The sequence below is a fragment of the Streptomyces nigrescens genome (assembly GCF_027626975.1).
GTDB lineage: Bacteria > Actinomycetota > Actinomycetes > Streptomycetales > Streptomycetaceae > Streptomyces > Streptomyces nigrescens.
In genome coordinates this window covers 7,038,812-7,053,507 of the sequence record NZ_CP114203.1, presented here as the reverse complement: position 1 = coordinate 7,053,507, position 14,696 = coordinate 7,038,812, and the positions used below count along the sequence as shown (strand labels likewise).

General features: G+C 71.4%; 12 protein-coding genes and 1 pseudogene. 7 read left to right on the top strand and 6 right to left on the bottom strand.

The annotated features are described in order from the left end of the window. Window positions 1–4: 4 nt before the first annotated feature. The 3 genes and pseudogenes from STRNI_RS31185 (at window position 5) to STRNI_RS31175 (ending at window position 2,573) form a co-directional block, all read left to right on the top strand. The gene (locus STRNI_RS31185) at window positions 5–748 is read left to right on the top strand and encodes a maleylpyruvate isomerase family mycothiol-dependent enzyme (protein ID WP_159490369.1); all 744 of its coding nucleotides are present in this window, start codon (window positions 5–7) and stop codon (window positions 746–748) included. A 9-nt stretch (window positions 749–757) separates the two neighbouring features. Next, the gene (locus STRNI_RS31180) at window positions 758–1,414 is read left to right on the top strand and encodes an MBL fold metallo-hydrolase (RefSeq protein WP_093645277.1); all 657 of its coding nucleotides are present in this window, start codon (window positions 758–760) and stop codon (window positions 1,412–1,414) included. A 93-nt stretch (window positions 1,415–1,507) separates the two neighbouring features. Beyond that, window positions 1,508–2,573, top strand: a pseudogene (locus STRNI_RS31175) (S66 family peptidase). Window positions 2,574–2,671: 98 nt separating this feature from the next. Here the strand turns inward: STRNI_RS31175 and STRNI_RS31170 are convergent. The 4 genes from STRNI_RS31170 to uvrB all read right to left on the bottom strand — a co-directional run bounded on the left by STRNI_RS31170 (window position 2,672) and on the right by uvrB (window position 9,033). Beyond that, window positions 2,672–3,655: a TerC family protein gene (locus tag STRNI_RS31170; protein WP_018091896.1), complete on the bottom strand. Its 984-nt coding sequence runs from the start codon at window positions 3,653–3,655 to the stop codon at window positions 2,672–2,674. A 215-nt stretch (window positions 3,656–3,870) separates the two neighbouring features. After that, window positions 3,871–5,988 carry a TerD family protein gene (locus STRNI_RS31165; RefSeq protein WP_277412419.1) on the bottom strand — a complete coding sequence of 706 codons (2,118 nt, stop codon included), beginning with the start codon at window positions 5,986–5,988 and terminating at the stop codon, window positions 3,871–3,873. A gap of 103 nt (window positions 5,989–6,091) precedes the next feature. Continuing rightward, window positions 6,092–6,670 carry a TerD family protein gene (locus tag STRNI_RS31160; protein WP_018091898.1) on the bottom strand — a complete coding sequence of 193 codons (579 nt, stop codon included), beginning with the start codon at window positions 6,668–6,670 and terminating at the stop codon, window positions 6,092–6,094. Window positions 6,671–6,900: 230 nt separating this feature from the next. Then, on the bottom strand, window positions 6,901–9,033 hold the full coding sequence (gene uvrB, locus STRNI_RS31155) for an excinuclease ABC subunit UvrB (RefSeq protein ID WP_159490375.1): 2,133 nt from the start codon (window positions 9,031–9,033) through the stop codon (window positions 6,901–6,903). 742 nt (window positions 9,034–9,775) lie between these two features. Between uvrB and STRNI_RS31150 the strand changes: the two genes are divergently transcribed. The 3 genes from STRNI_RS31150 to STRNI_RS31140 all read left to right on the top strand — a co-directional run bounded on the left by STRNI_RS31150 (window position 9,776) and on the right by STRNI_RS31140 (window position 11,937). Then, entirely contained in the window at window positions 9,776–10,663 is an 888-nt protein-coding gene (locus tag STRNI_RS31150) for a glycerophosphodiester phosphodiesterase (protein WP_018091900.1), read from the top strand. Between the two features lie 86 nt (window positions 10,664–10,749). Continuing rightward, window positions 10,750–11,343 (top strand): methylated-DNA--[protein]-cysteine S-methyltransferase, encoded by a 594-nt coding sequence (locus tag STRNI_RS31145; RefSeq protein WP_159490377.1) that lies wholly within the window; start codon window positions 10,750–10,752, stop codon window positions 11,341–11,343. A 51-nt stretch (window positions 11,344–11,394) separates the two neighbouring features. Beyond that, window positions 11,395–11,937 carry a DUF1697 domain-containing protein gene (locus tag STRNI_RS31140; protein WP_159490379.1) on the top strand — a complete coding sequence of 181 codons (543 nt, stop codon included), beginning with the start codon at window positions 11,395–11,397 and terminating at the stop codon, window positions 11,935–11,937. A 19-nt stretch (window positions 11,938–11,956) separates the two neighbouring features. Here the strand turns inward: STRNI_RS31140 and STRNI_RS31135 are convergent, their stop codons facing one another. Next, complete coding sequence (locus tag STRNI_RS31135) at window positions 11,957–12,418, bottom strand: type II toxin-antitoxin system PemK/MazF family toxin (RefSeq protein WP_174876477.1); 462 nt, start codon at window positions 12,416–12,418, stop codon at window positions 11,957–11,959. 139 nt (window positions 12,419–12,557) lie between these two features. On the opposite strand from STRNI_RS31135, the gene STRNI_RS31130 reads away from it, so the two are divergent. Beyond that, on the top strand, window positions 12,558–13,988 hold the full coding sequence (locus STRNI_RS31130) for a WGR domain-containing protein (RefSeq protein ID WP_159490381.1): 1,431 nt from the start codon (window positions 12,558–12,560) through the stop codon (window positions 13,986–13,988). A 64-nt stretch (window positions 13,989–14,052) separates the two neighbouring features. On the opposite strand, the gene STRNI_RS31125 is transcribed toward STRNI_RS31130, so the two are convergent. Continuing rightward, the gene (locus tag STRNI_RS31125) at window positions 14,053–14,691 is read right to left on the bottom strand and encodes a nucleoside/nucleotide kinase family protein (RefSeq protein WP_159490383.1); all 639 of its coding nucleotides are present in this window, start codon (window positions 14,689–14,691) and stop codon (window positions 14,053–14,055) included. Window positions 14,692–14,696: the final 5 nt, after the last annotated feature.

Genomic DNA, 14,696 nt, shown 5'->3' with positions numbered 1-14,696 from the left:
GACCATGACCCTCACCCCGCCTGACTTCCCGCACGATGTGGCAGCCGTCCGCGAGGCCACCGACCGGCTCCTGGTCTCGGTGAGCAAGCTCGACGACGCGGCGATCGGCGAGCCGTCGCTGCTCCCCGACTGGACCCGCGGCCATGTCCTCGCCCATCTGGCGCGCAACGCGGACGCGCTGGGCAACCTCCTCACCTGGGCGCGTACGGACGTGCGGACACCGATGTACGCCAGTGCCGAGGCGCGTGAGCGCGATATCGAGCAGGGGGCCGGCCGTCCGCTGGCGGCCCAGCTGGAGGATCTCCGGGAGAGCGCAGCGCGGTTCGACGCGGCGATGGAGGCGCTGCCGGAGGCACGCCGGTCCTTCGAGGTGGAGATGCGCAACGGCGTCGTCGAGCGGGCCGACCGGCTGCCGCTGCGCCGGCTGGCCGAGCTCGAACTGCACCATGTCGACCTCGGCGTCGGCCATACCGTCGACCAGCTGTCGTCCGCCTTCATCGACCGTGAGCTGGACTTTCTGACCGCGATCAAGTTCGCCGGTCACCCGGATGTGCCTCCGCTGGAGCTGCGGGCCGACGACGGCCGCCGGTGGCGCACCGGCCGCACGGTGACCGGGCCGGATGCCGGGGCCGCGCCGCTGGTGGTGACGGGCTCCGCGGCCGCGCTGGTCGGCTGGCTCACCGGACGCGGCGACGGCAGCACACTGGACAGCCACGGCTCCGTCCTGCCTGCCGTACCGCCGCTCTAGAGTGGTCCCATGGGCTACAGCGGAGCAGTGAAGGTCGGCGGACCGGCCGACGTGCACGAGCTGACCGACCTGATGATTTCCAAGGTCGCGGTCGGTCCGATGAACAACAACGCCTATGTGCTGCGGTGCCGGGCGACCGATGAGCAGCTGCTGATCGACGCGGCCGCCGAGCCGCACACCCTTCTCTCGCTGATCGGCGACAGCGGTATCGCCTCCGTGGTCACCACCCACCGGCACGGTGACCACTGGGGCGCGCTGCGCGAGGTCGTCGACGCGACGGGCGCGCGGACCTACGCGGGGCGGTACGACGCCGAGGGCATCCCCGTCCCCACGGACGTGCCGGTCGAGGACGGCGACACCCTCACCGTCGGCCGTGTCGAACTGACCGCGCGCCACCTGGTCGGGCACACCCCGGGCAGCATCGCGCTGGTCTACGACGACCCGCACGGGGCGCCCCATCTGTTCACCGGGGACTGCCTGTTCCCCGGCGGCGTGGGCAACACCTTCGGCAGCGCCGAGAACTTCGCCCGTCTCATCGACGACGTGGAGGGCAAGCTCTTCGGCGAACTCCCCGACGAGACCTGGGTCTATCCGGGCCACGGCAACGACACCACACTCGGCGCGGAGCGTCCGCACCTCGCCCAGTGGCGCGAGCGCGGCTGGTAGGACGCGGGACGGCGGACGCGGCGGGCCCGTGCGCCTCGGCCGGGCGACGGGAAATGGGCTGCCGGTCCGCCGGAGCGCCCGTACCCTCACGCCATGCCGATCTCGTCGCCGTCCGCCTCCGTGCTCCGTCACCCGCCCAAGCCTCGTCCGGGTGACCGCGTGGCCGTGCTCTCGCCCTCCTCCGGCCTGCCGCAGAGGTTCCCGGTTCCGTATGAACTCGGTCTGGCCCGGCTGGAGAAGGAGTTCGGGCTGATCCCGGTCGAGTACCCGACCACGCGGAAGTGGGGCGCCGGTGCGCAGGAGCGGGCCGCCGATCTGCATGCGGCGTTCGCGGACCCGGACATCACCGCCGTGTTCGCCAGTATCGGCGGCGACGACCAGCTCACCGTGCTGCCCCATCTGGACCGTGAGGTCTTCCGCGACCACCCCAAGCCGTTCTTCGGCTACAGCGACAACACCAATCTGCTGGCGTATCTCTGGAACGCCGGAATCGTCGGCTTCCACGGCGCCGCGGTGATGTGCGAACTGGGCCGCCCCGGGGCGATGCACCCGCTCACCGCGGATGCGCTGCGCGCCGCGCTGTTCACCCCGGGCCCGTATGAACTGCGGCCGGCGGAGCGCTACGGCGACGAGAACGGCGACTGGGACGACCCGGACACCTTCGCCGCCGAGCCCGCGCTGTGGCCCGGCGGGGGCTGGTGGTGGCACGGTCCGGAGCGGGTGGTCGAGGGCCCCAGCTGGGGCGGCAGCATCGAGGTGCTGTCCTGGATGCTGATGGCGGACCGTGAGATCCAGGAGGCGGCCGCGTACGACGGCTGTGTGCTGTTCCTGGAGACCTCCGAGGAGCTGCCCGGGGCCGACGAGGTGTACTTCGTGCTGCGCAGCATGGGCGAGCGTGGTCTGCTGCGGCGGTTTCCCGCGCTGCTGATGGGCCGTCCCAAGGCGTGGTCGCTGTCCCGTCCGCTCTCCGGCGAGGCGAAGGCCTCCTACGTACGCGAGCAGCGTGCGGCGGTGCTGCGTGCGCTGGCTGCGTACGCCCCCGGACACCGTTGCGGTCTTCGATGTCGATCTCGGCCACACCGATCCGCAACTGGTGATCCCGTACGGCGGCACGATCCGGGTCGACGGCGTGGCGCGGCGGATCACGGTGACGTACTGACGGGTGCTTCCCGGTACACGGCGACGGCGCCCGGCCCCGCTCCGGGAGGAGCGGGAACCGGGCGCCGTCGTTGCCGTTCCGGGGCCCTGGGCGCCGGCTCAGGCGTCTATGCGCTCCTTGGCCGTGGCCTCGGCCGCGGCCTGCTTCTTCGAGGCGCGCAGGCTGGTGAGGGTGGTGACGACCAGGACGGCGCAGATGACGCCCAGCGAGACCGGAATGGTGATCTCGGGTACCGGCACCCCGGACTCGTGGAGGGCGTGCAGCACCAGCTTCACGCCGATGAAGCCCAGGATGACCGACAGGCCGTACGAGAGGTGGACCAGCTTCTTGAGCAGTCCGCCGATCAGGAAGTACAGCTGCCGCAGACCCATCAGGGCGAAGGCGTTGGCGGTGAAGACGATGTACGGGTCCTGGGTGAGGCCGAAGATCGCCGGGATGGAGTCCAGCGCGAAGAGGACGTCGGTGGTGCCGATCGCCAGCATGACGATCAGCATCGGCGTCATCAGCCGCTTGCCGTTCTCGACGATGAACAGCTTGGTGCCGTGGTACTGGTCGGTCGACGGGAAGCGCTTCTCGACCATCTTCAGGAAGCGGTTCTCCTCGAACTCCTCGTCCTCCTCCTCGGCCCGTGCCTCCTTGATGAGCTTCCACGCGGTCCAGATGAGGAACGCGCCGAAGATGTAGAAGACCCAGGAGAAGTTGGCGATGATCGCGGCGCCCGCGCCGATGAAGCCGGCCCGCAGCACCAGCGCGATCAGCACACCCACCATCAGCACCCGCTGCTGGTAGATCGCCGGGACCGCGAACTTCGCCATGATCAGCACGAAAACGAAGAGGTTGTCGACGCTCAGGGACTTCTCGGTGATGAAGCCGGCGAAGAACTCACCGGCCGGTGCGGTGCCACCGAACAGCAGCAGCCCGACGCCGAACAGCGCGGCGAGGGCGATCCAGACACCGGTCCAGATTCCGGCCTCCTTGAGGGAGACCTCATGGGGTTTGCGGCCACCGATGAAGAAATCGGCGGCGATCAGGGCGCACAGACCAAGGATGGTCAGGACCCACAGGTTCAGGGAAACGTCCACTGCTCCTCCGGCAGAGTCGTACGGCACTTACAGCGTCGTCGCTGCCGGAGGTCTCTTCCGCCCCGTCCGCCCGAAGGGAACGGGACCGACGCCCCGGGATCTCGTCACACTCTCAATCCGTGATGACGGGTACGTCGTAGTGGGAATACTCCCCTCCGCACCAAGAAGCGTAAAGGAAGCCCAATGAATAGTAAAGAAAAAGGTAAAGTGCCTGCTCAGGAGGCTTTTCTGGCCGCCGCGAGCCGGCCCAGCACCTGACGCACCACCTGACTGCCCTTCGGGGCGAGGGGTGGCTCGTACGTCCAGGCATGGCCGACCCAGGGGTCGGCGAGGTGCGCATCGGGCACGGGGGTGATCCGCAGCAGGGAGCGCCACAGCGGATCCAGGACCGGGCCGTACTCCCGGCTCTGGGCGCGGTCGGCGACCAGCATCAGATGCACTCCGACCGCCGGCCCCTCGTCGGCCAGATAGCGGAGCCGGGTCAGGGCACGGTCGTCGAAGCCGTGCGGGAAGTCATGCACGATCAGCAGCTGCTCGGCGGTGTCGAGATCCGCCGGAAGGGCATCCGCGGCGCGATGGCGCACGGCCATCTGGACGAGCTCCACCCGCCGCGTCAGCTCCTCCAGGACCGCGGTCACCCCCTGGGCGCCCGGCAGCGGGAAGGCGGGCAGCGCACCGCTCTCCACCAACGGCGCCAGCGCCGGCGCGGCGGCCCCGGCCGGGTCGATGACCTGCACCGCGAAGTCGCCGGCGGGGTGGATGGCGAGCAGCCGGGCGGCGATCGCGACGGCCGACTCCATGGCCAGGCGGCGCAGCTCGGACTCGTCGGGCGGCCCGTCCGTGAGTGCGCCGGGCAGCTCCCGCCGGCCGATGTCGCGCTCGGGACCGGGGCCGCCGTGGGCGTAGGAATCGGGCCCGCTGTCGATCCACAGCCCGCGCTCCAGCGGGAGACGGACCAGCATGGGGATGCGGAGGTCCAGGACCTCCGGGAGGTGCAGATCGCCCAGGCGCAGCGCCATCGGACGCTCCGCCGGGACGTGGTAGCCCTGCCATACGGGGTTGTCCCAGCGGGCGAAGGCGGGCGGCAGCGCGGGCTCCACGACCTCCGACTCGGCCATGAGCTGCGCGAGGTCACGGTCGAGGGCGGCGCGGGCCTGGGTGACGAGGGTGGCGTGCTTGTCGCGGGCCGTGGCGCGCGCGTCCTCGCCCGCCGTGCCGAGGCGGTGGCGCGGGTCGGCAAGCGCCCGGTCGAGCTCCTGCTCCAGGCGGGACTCGGCGAAGTCGGCGGCGCTGCGGTAGGCGGCGACCGAACGCGCCAGGTCCTCGAACATGCCCCAGACCTGGTTGTAGAGCCGCTCGTCCATGCTCCAGCCGGCGGCGTCACCGGCCACCGGCAGCGGGGAGCCGTCCGGTGCGGTGGGACCCGCGGCCGAAGGAGGCGTGCCGGCCGGCCGCGCGGCAGACGGGGCGGGAGCGGCCGGTGCGGGGGTGCTGCGCCGTCGGGGGTGCCGGTAGTCGATGGGGCCGCCGTCCGCCGGGGCGGGCGGCAGGTCTCCGGCCTTGGCGCCGGCGGCGGCCTTCGCCCCCGCTCCGGATCCGGGTCCGGGTCCGGCCGCGCTCCCGCCTCCTGCACCGGCTCCGGTTCCGGAAGGTGCCGGTCCGTCAGCTGCCGCGGCGGGAGCGGGGGACGGCCGGTCCTGGGCGGGCGGGGCAGCCGGACCGGCGCCGGGCCGTTCGGACCGGCCGGCCGCCAGGGGTGCGGGCGCCGGGACCGCCCGGGCCTGTCCCCGGCCGACCGCTTCCTCGATCTCCGCGGCCAGCTCCGCCGCCTGGGGCAGCCCCTGGTCACGCAGCATCGCCGGGAGGCCGTCGGCGTAGCCCTGGCCCACGGCCCGCACCTTCCAGGTGCCCTGTCTGCGGTAGAGCTCCACGGCGACGACGGCGGACTCGGCGCCCAGGCCGGTGATCGTGTAGCGGGCGATGCCGGTGCCGTCGAGGCCGGTGACCGTGACGGACGGCGCGGCGGCCGCACCGAAGGCGGTCAGCCCACCGATCCCGGTGGGCAGCGCCAGCAGCACGCTCACCCGGTGGACGGCGGCGGACAGCGCGTCGAGATCCACCGCGATGCGGTGCTCGGCGGCCGCCTGGCGGGGAACCTCGATGCCGGTACGGCGGGGCGCGCCCGGATGGGCCACCGCCTCGACGCCGGAGAGCCTGCCCTGCTCGTCGCCGAGGGTGACGCCGGCGACGACGGGACCGCCCGCCGCCACCCGGATCTCCACCCGCGTCCGGTCCAGTGGATGGTTCTGCCCCCGGACCAGCTCGGCCGTCATCGTTGTTCCCCCTGGTAGTGGTGGCGTTCCCCCGGGCCGGACGCCGGGCGCGGGCCCGGAGCGGCGGCGGCGCGGCCCGGTGCGCGCTGCCGGACGGTGGTGGCTACAGGTGCGGCACGATCGCCGGCACGAGGTCCTGGAAGGTGCGGCCGACGGAGGGCTCGCCGATGGCGGTCATCTGCCAGCCGTTGCCCACCCGGTGCACCTTGGACATGACCTGTGCGGTGTAGTTGCCGCCGCCCGTGAGGGTGTAGCGGGCCAGTTCCTGGCCGGTGGTCTCGTCCACCAGACGGCAGAAGGCGTCCTGCACCTCGGCGAAGGTCTGGCCGGTGAAGGAGTTGACGGTGAACACGATCTGGTCGATGTGCACCGGCACCCGCGCCAGGTCGACCAGGATCGCCTCGTCGTCGCCGCCCTGGCCCGCACCGCCGACCAGGTTGTCGCCGGTGTGCCGGACCGCACCGTCATCGCTGACCAGGTGCTGGAAGAAGACGACGTCTATCGGCTTCTTGTCGGCGAACAGCACCGCCGAGGCGTCGAGGTCGATCTCGCTGGTCCGCCTCCCGAAGAGGCCACGGCGCGGCGCCGAGCGCCACCCCAGCCCCATCCGCACCGCGGTCAGGGCTCCTCCGTCGGACTTCTGCAGGCTGATGCCCTGCCCCTTGGACAAATTGACCGACACGCGCCGTCCCCTCTCTCGTACTGTCCCCGCCCAGCTTTCCGGCGGCCCTTCGACCCTACGCACGGTGGCGGGCCGGGGACGCACAAGGCCCGCGTTTTGTGGCGCTTCTGCAACACACCGGGCCGCTGGCCAGAACGCGCTCACGTGCGGCGATGCCCGCAGCGGACCGGTACGGGCAGGCCCGGACGGCGCACGGCCCCCGGACTGTCCCTCGACTCCCGCCGGCCCCCTTACTTCACCCCGGCCTCCCTCATTTGCCGCAGCTCCTTCTTCAGTTCACCCACCTCGTCGCGCAGCCGGGCGGCGACCTCGAACTGCAGCTCCGCGGCTGCGGCACGCATCCGCTCCGTCATCTCCTCGATGATCTCGGCCAGTTCGGCGGCGGGACGGTCCGTCAGCTCCGCGCCCGCCTTGGCGCCCTTGCCCTTCGCGCCCTTGGCACCGAGCGCCGGGACCGGTGCCTTGCCCTTGGCATCCTTGGCCTCGGCCCCCTTGCGGAAGCCCGTGCCCAGCAGCTCCTGGGTGTCGATCTCCTCGCGGGCGATGGTGGCGACGATGTCGCCGATCTTCTTGCGGAGCGGCTGCGGGTCGATGCCGTTCTCCTTGTTGTACGCCAGCTGCTTCTCCCGGCGGCGGTTGGTCTCGTCGATGGCCTTCTCCATCGCCGGGGTGACCTTGTCGGCGTACATGTGCACCTGTCCGGAGACATTGCGCGCCGCACGTCCGATGGTCTGGATGAGCGCCGAACCGGAGCGCAGGAAGCCCTCCTTGTCGGCGTCCAGAATGGCCACCAGGGAGACCTCGGGGAGGTCGAGGCCCTCCCGCAGCAGGTTGATGCCGACCAGGACGTCGTACTCACCCGATCGCAGCTCCCGCAGCAGCTCCACCCGGCGCAGGGTGTCCACGTCGCTGTGCAGATAGCGGACCTGGATGCCGAGCTCGAGGAAGTAGTCCGTGAGGTCCTCGGCCATCTTCTTGGTGAGGGTGGTGACCAGGATGCGTTCGTTCTTCTCCGTCCGCTGCCGGATCTCGTGCACCAGGTCGTCGATCTGCCCGTCGGTGGGCTTGACCACCACCTCCGGGTCGACCAGCCCGGTCGGACGGATGATCTGCTCGACGAAACCGTCGCCGCGCGCGAGCTCGTACTTCCCGGGGGTCGCGGACAGATAGACGGTCTGGCCGATGCGCTCCAGGAACTCTTCCCACTTCAGCGGGCGGTTGTCCATGGCGGACGGCAGCCGGAAGCCGTGCTCGACCAGGGTCCGCTTACGCGAGGCGTCGCCCTCGTACATGGCGCCGATCTGCGGGACGGTGACATGCGACTCGTCGATGACCAGGAGGAAGTCGTCCGGGAAGTAGTCGATGAGGGTGTTGGGCGCGGAGCCGGGCTCACGGCCGTCCATGTGCATCGAATAGTTCTCGATGCCCGAGCAGGAGCCGATCTGACGCATCATCTCGATGTCGTACGTGGTGCGCATCCGCAGCCGCTGGGCCTCCAGATGCTTGCCCTGCTTCTCCATCGTGGCGAGGCTGTCCGCCAGCTCGGCCTCGATCCCCGCGATGGCACGCTCCATGCGCTCGGGGCCCGCGATGTAGTGGCTGGCCGGGAAGATGTACAGCTCCCGGTCGTCGCTGATCACCTCGCCGGTGAGCGGGTGCAGGGTGGACAGCGCCTCGATCTCGTCGCCGAACATCTCGATCCGCACGGCCAGCTCTTCATAGACCGGGAAGATCTCGATGGTGTCGCCGCGCACCCGGAAGGTGCCGCGGGTGAAGGCCACGTCGTTGCGGGTGTACTGGATGTCGACGAAGCGGCGCAGCAGCTGGTCGCGGTCGATTTCGTCGCCGACCTTCAGCGGCACCATCCGGTCGACGTACTCCTGCGGGGTGCCCAGGCCGTAGATGCAGGACACCGAGGCGACCACGACGACATCACGCCGCGTGAGCAGGGAATTCGTCGCGGAGTGGCGCAGCCGTTCGACCTCCTCGTTGATGGAGGAGTCCTTCTCGATGTACGTATCGGACTGCGGGACGTACGCCTCGGGCTGGTAGTAGTCGTAATAGGAGACGAAGTACTCGACGGCGTTGTTCGGCAGCAGCTCGCGGAATTCGTTGGCGAGCTGGGCCGCAAGCGTCTTGTTGGGCGCCATCACAAGCGTCGGGCGCTGCAGCTTTTCGATCATCCACGCGGTGGTCGCCGACTTGCCGGTGCCGGTCGCGCCCAGCAGGACGACATCCTTTTCACCCCCGCGGATACGCCGGTCCAGCTCGGCGATGGCCGCCGGCTGGTCGCCATTGGGCTGGTAGGGGCTGACAACCTCGAAAGGCGCCACCGTGCGTTCGATCTTCGATACGGGCCGCATGGGATCCACCGTACGACCCAGCACTGACAACCGACGTGGCCAATGCTCCGACCTGCGGTTTTGCCGTGGGAGCGACCGGTGGCCCGCGGCGCACACGGCGGGCGGCGGGCGCCGCGGGCGCGGGACGGCGGAGGTGGCGGGGCCCGACGGGCACGGGTCGGCGGGCACGGCGGTGGGGTGGGGCGGGCGGCGGTACGGCGGTGGGGCGGGCGGCGATGCGGCGGCGCGCGCGGGACGGTGAGGTCGCGGCGCCCGGCGGGTACGGAGCGCCGCGGGGCCGGTGCGAACACGGGGCCGAGGGCGGACGCGGGGCCGGGGGCGGACGCGGGACGCCGCGCAGGACGTGACCCCCGCGTGCCGGGAAGCTCCCCCGCTCCCGGCCGGAGCCCGTTTGCCTGAGTGCGGCCCGCCCGCACCCGGAACCAGTCGCCCCGGGCCAGCCCGCGAGACGTCCAGTCAAAACCGGTCAGAAGCACGAGGGGTGACGCATCATCGGCCAAGATGCGCGGATGCCGTGGCTCCGGCAAGTTGGACGACGGCGGAGCGTACGTCTGTAGCACGGCTGATCCGGGCATCCTGCAACTGCGCGACGCTCCAGAACGGAACACCGGCCACGTCCCGTTCAGGTCCCGGACACCACACGACCGCCTCCCGCTACGGCCCGGCTGCGAGCCTCTGTCCGTCCGACCCGGTTCACGTCACTACACGTCAGCTCACGTCCACGACGTCACGAGGAGCCCGTATGCGTATTCGCCCCGTCGCCACCGTTGTCGCCGGTGGGCTCATGGGTCTGTCCACGCTCGTCCTCTCCCCGACCTCCGCCCAGGCCGCGGCGGCCGGACACACTCCGCTGACGGTCGCCCACCGCGGTGCCTCGTCCTACGCGCCCGAGAACACCCTCGCCGCGATCGACGCGGCCGACCGGCTCGGAATCGAGTGGGTCGAGAACGACGTACAGCGCACGAAGGACGGCGAGCTGGTCATCCTCCATGACAACTCGCTCGCCCGGACGACCGACGTCGAGCAGGTCTTCCCCGGCCGCTCCCCGTGGAACGTCTCGGACTTCACGCTCAAGGAGATCGAGAAGCTGGACGCGGGCAGCTGGTTCGGACCGAAGTTCCGGGGGGAGCGGGTGCCGACCCTCGAGGACTACATGGACGAGGTCGAGCACAACGACCAGAGCCTGCTGATGGAGCTCAAGTCGCCGGAGCTCTACCCCGGCATCGAGCTGCAGACCCTCACGGAGCTGCGCCGCGCGGGCTGGCTGGACAAGGGGCACGTGAAGCACCGCCTGATCGTCCAGAGCTTCAACGCCGACGCCATCAAGACCGTGCACATGCTCCGGTCGGACATCAAGACGGGCTTCCTCGGCAATCCGTCCGTCGCCGACCTCCCGAAGTTCGCGAAGTACTGCGACCAGATCAACCCCGTCCACACGGCGGTCACCCGGGAGTACGTCGCCGCCGTGCACGGTCTGCGGGGCCCGCACGGCCGGGCGCTGGACCTGTACACCTGGACCGTCGACGACCCGGCGGTCGCGGTGAAGGTCGCCGGCCTGGGCGTCGACGGCATCATCACCAACAAGCCCGACGTGGTGCGTGACGCCCTGGAGGACCACGACGACGACTGAGCGTCCGGCGGCGACGGGGGACGGCAGGCGCGGGGCGCCGGTCCGTTCCCCGTCGCTTTGTCAGTGGTGCGTCCTACCCTGATCAGGTGACGTATCCAGAGCAGGATTCCGGGCCGGCGACACCGCCGGCCGCGGCGCCGGACACAGCGGCGCGGCGTGACTGGGCCTGGAGGCGGCTGGCGACCCCCATCGGTCCGCTGCTGGTCGCGGCGAGCCGGGAGGGCCTGGTCCGGGTCGTCTTCCATGCCGACGAGCGGACGGCCCGCCGGGAGCTGACCCGTCTGGAGCAGCTCTTCGGCGGCCCGCCGCTCGCCGGGATACCCCATCTGACGACGGCCGCCACCGAGCTGACCGCCTATTTCGCCGGGGAGCTGCGGGCCTTCACCGTCCCCCTGGACTGGTCGCTGTCCTCCGGCTTCAACGCCCGGGTCCTGCATGCCCTGGCCGACGGTGTCCCCTATGGCAGCGTCGTCGGCTATCAGGACCTCGCCGACCGGGTCGGGGAGCCGGGCGCCGCCCGTGCGGTGGGTGCGGCGATGGGGTCCAATCCGCTGCCGGTCGTCGTCCCCTGCCACCGTGTCGTGGCCAGTGACGGCGGGATCGGCGGCTTCGGCGGCGGCCTGGAGACCAAGCGCCTGCTGCTGGCCCTGGAAGGTGTGCTGCCCGCTCCGCTCTTCTGATCCCGACCGTCTTGCGGCCTCGCCGGGCCGCCTCCCACGAAGGGCAGCGTCATGTCCCGTCAGATCGCTCTGCTCCGCGGCATCAACGTCGGCGGCCACAACTCCTTCCCCAAGGCGAAGCAGCGGGAGCTGGCCGAGTCGCTGGGCTTCGAGGACGTCTCGGTCCTGCTGCAGACCGGCAATATCGTGTTCGCCGACCCCGGTACACCGCCTCAGGAGACGGCCCGGTTGATCCATGACCGGATCGCCGCGGACCTCGGCCTGACGGTGCCGGTCCTCGTCCGGACCGGTGACGAGCTGGCCGCCGCAGTTGCCGCGAATCCGTTTCCGCAGGCCGTGCCGGAGCCCAAGAGCCTCCATGTCACGTTCCTGTCGGCGGTGCCGGCCGACACCTCCCGGCTGGACGCGCTCGACCCGGCCGCGTTCGCGCCCGATCAGTACCGGCTGATCGGGCGCGAACTGTATCTGTGGTGCCCCGGCGGCATCGGTCGCTCCAAGCTCGCCGACGCGGTGAGCCGCGCCCCCCTCGGGGTCACGGCCACCGCCCGTAACTGGAACACCGTCACCAAGCTGCTGGCCCTGGCGACCGCCTGACGTCCCGGCAGCGGATCCCTCAGCGCCAGCCGTAGCGCTCGCGCAGCCGGTTGCCGACCAGGTTGAAGCGGCCCCGGTCCAGGGCGCAGGCCTCGCGCCGCATCCCGGCCGGGTGCACCCGCAGCACCCGGTCCACGGCCACCCATGAGTCGCGCCCCGCGCGGTCCCACGGGCCGGTCCCTATCGGGACCCACTCCCGGTCGTTGTTGTGCCGCTTGCTGGACAGCTGCACGGCCAGCAGCGTGCCGCCCGCCTCCCGGGCCACGACCAGCACCGGGCGGTCCTTGCCCCGGCCGTCGTTCTCCTCGAAGGGCACCCAGGTCCACACGATCTCGCCGGGGTCCGGGTCTCCGTCGTAGTCGGGCGCATAGGTCATGGTCACGGTGCCGACCGAGCGCGGCCGGGCCTCCACGGTGGCGGTGGGCCCCTGGCTGCCGGGCAGCGCGGCGGGCTCGTCGGATGCAGGGAATGAAGTGCTCACAGGGCCACGCTAACCGCCGTCGCACACGCGGCGGTCAGCGGTCCGCGCCCGGCGTCTCCACGGTCGATTGTCAGTGGTCGGCCGTACGGTTTTTTGCAGCGGGGGACGGCCGTCGGGGCCGCCCGGGGAGGGGAGCGCCATGTCCGAGGCCACGACGTATCTGGAGCTGTCGCAAGAGGGCGGCGGCGCCCACAAGTTCTACGAGGTGACGGTGCGGGACACGGTCGTCTCGGTGCGCTACGGCCGCATCGGTGCCGACGGCCAGCAGCAGAACTCGACGTTCCCGACGCGGGAGAAGGCGCAGGCAGCGGCGGCCAGGAAGATCGGCGAGAAGGTCCGCAAGGGCTATGCGCCGGCGGTCCGGGGGCAGCGCGCCGCCCGGCCGGTGACGCGCCGCCAGGTCTCCTCCGCACCGTCGACGGCGCGCGCGGTCGCACCGGTGCTGTGGCGTTTCCGTACAGGCGCCGCGGCGTTCGGGATCCACATCGCGGAGGACCGCTGCTGGGTCGGAAACCAGAACGGTGACGTCTACACCCTCGGCCACGACGGCGAGGTGCTGGCGCGCTATCAGCTCCCCGACGGCGTCAAGTGCCTGGTGGCGGACGACTTCTGGATCTATGCGGGCTGCGACGACGGCACGGTCTACGACCTCTCCTCGAAGCTCCCCTTCGCCGCGTACGGCATCGCCCCCGATGTCGACATCTTCTGGCTGGACATCCGCGAAGGCATCCTCAACGTCGCCGACCGCGACGGCGGTCTGACGGTGATCGACCACGAGGACGAGTACCAGTGGTCGCGGCGCAGCGCGGGCCGGCACGCCTGGATGGTGCGACGGGACGAGCACGCCGTCTACCACGGCCATCACCGCGGTGTGACCGCCTACCGTGCCGACGGCAGCGGGGAGTTGTGGCACACCCCGACCAACGGCGCGGTGCTGTTCGGCTGGCAGGAGGACCACTCGGTGTACGCCGGTACCGACCGGCGGGTCGTGCAGCGGCTCACGAAGGACAGCGGCGCGCTGGAAGCCACCTACCAGTGCGACACGGTCGTCTACTCCTGTGCCACGGCTCCGGGCGGCCGCTATGTCTTCGCCGGTGACTCCGCCTCCTCGGTGTACTGCTTCGCCGCCGACGGCACCCGTCTGTGGAAGCTGGGCACCGGCGGCGGATCGGCGCTGTCGATGCAGTATCTGGACGAGAAGCTGTACATGGTCACCACCGACGGGTCCCTGGTGTGTGTGGACGCGAGTGACGCGGCCGTCGCCGCCGCCCGGTCGGGCACGGTCCCGGTGGCCCGGGATGTGAAGTCGGCCGCCGCGCTGCCCACGTACACCCCGTCGGCCACGGTGCGCACGGTGGCGTCCGCCGCCGCTTCGGAGATCGTGGTGGAGTGCGTCCAGGAGGGCGGCCGGCTGCGGGTCCATGTCGTCTCCGACGGCTATGAGCCGTCCTGGAACGTGCAGTTCCCGCGCCACATCCGCCGGGCCGGGGCGCGGTATGTCGTCGATGACCTGGCGGCTTCGTCGGGCGGCTTCTACCGCGTCCGGGGCGAGATCCGCCAGCTCGTCTGAGGCCGGGCGCTCGGGCGGCAACGGACGCCAGGGCCGGGACGGACACTCCGGCCGGACCGGGCGCTCAGAGCGGTCCGCTCCAGGCCGGCCGGCGGGGGTCGTCGGCCCGTACGACGACATCCGCCGCCTCCTCGGGCCGGGTCTCCGCCTCGTAGCGCGCGAAGGCGGGCAGCGTCCAGCGCTCGCCCTCCGGGGTGCGGCGGGCGAGCGCGCCCGGCGACAGCTTCAGGTGGACGGAGAGATCGAAGGGAAACCAGTGACCGAGCAGCAGGGGACCGTGCAGCAGCAGGACGCCGCCGGGCGGCAGCTGCACGTACGCGCTGCGGGTCGCCCGGTCCGCCACCGGGTCCCACAGGTCCGGGAGCACCCTTCCGGTGCCGCCCGGCTCCAGCGGCTGGAACACCTCGCGCCACAGCGCCTGCCGGTCGAACCACTCGTCGTGGTAGGCGTCGGGGTCCTCGCGGCCGTATTCGAGCCGCAGCGAGGCGGGGCGCAGAAAGCCGAAGGTGCCGGCCTTGTGCACCGCCCGGCCCCGCAGCCGCAGCGCCTCGGCGAGCCGGGCGGCCAGTTCACCGGGCGAGGCGGCGGGAGCCCCGTCGAGAGCCACCCGCAGCCAGGGGCTCCCGTCCTTCGCCGGCATCGCGACAAGGCGCTCGGCGAGCGCGTCGGTGAGCCGTTCCCAGGTGATCGCTTCGAGCCGCACCCCGC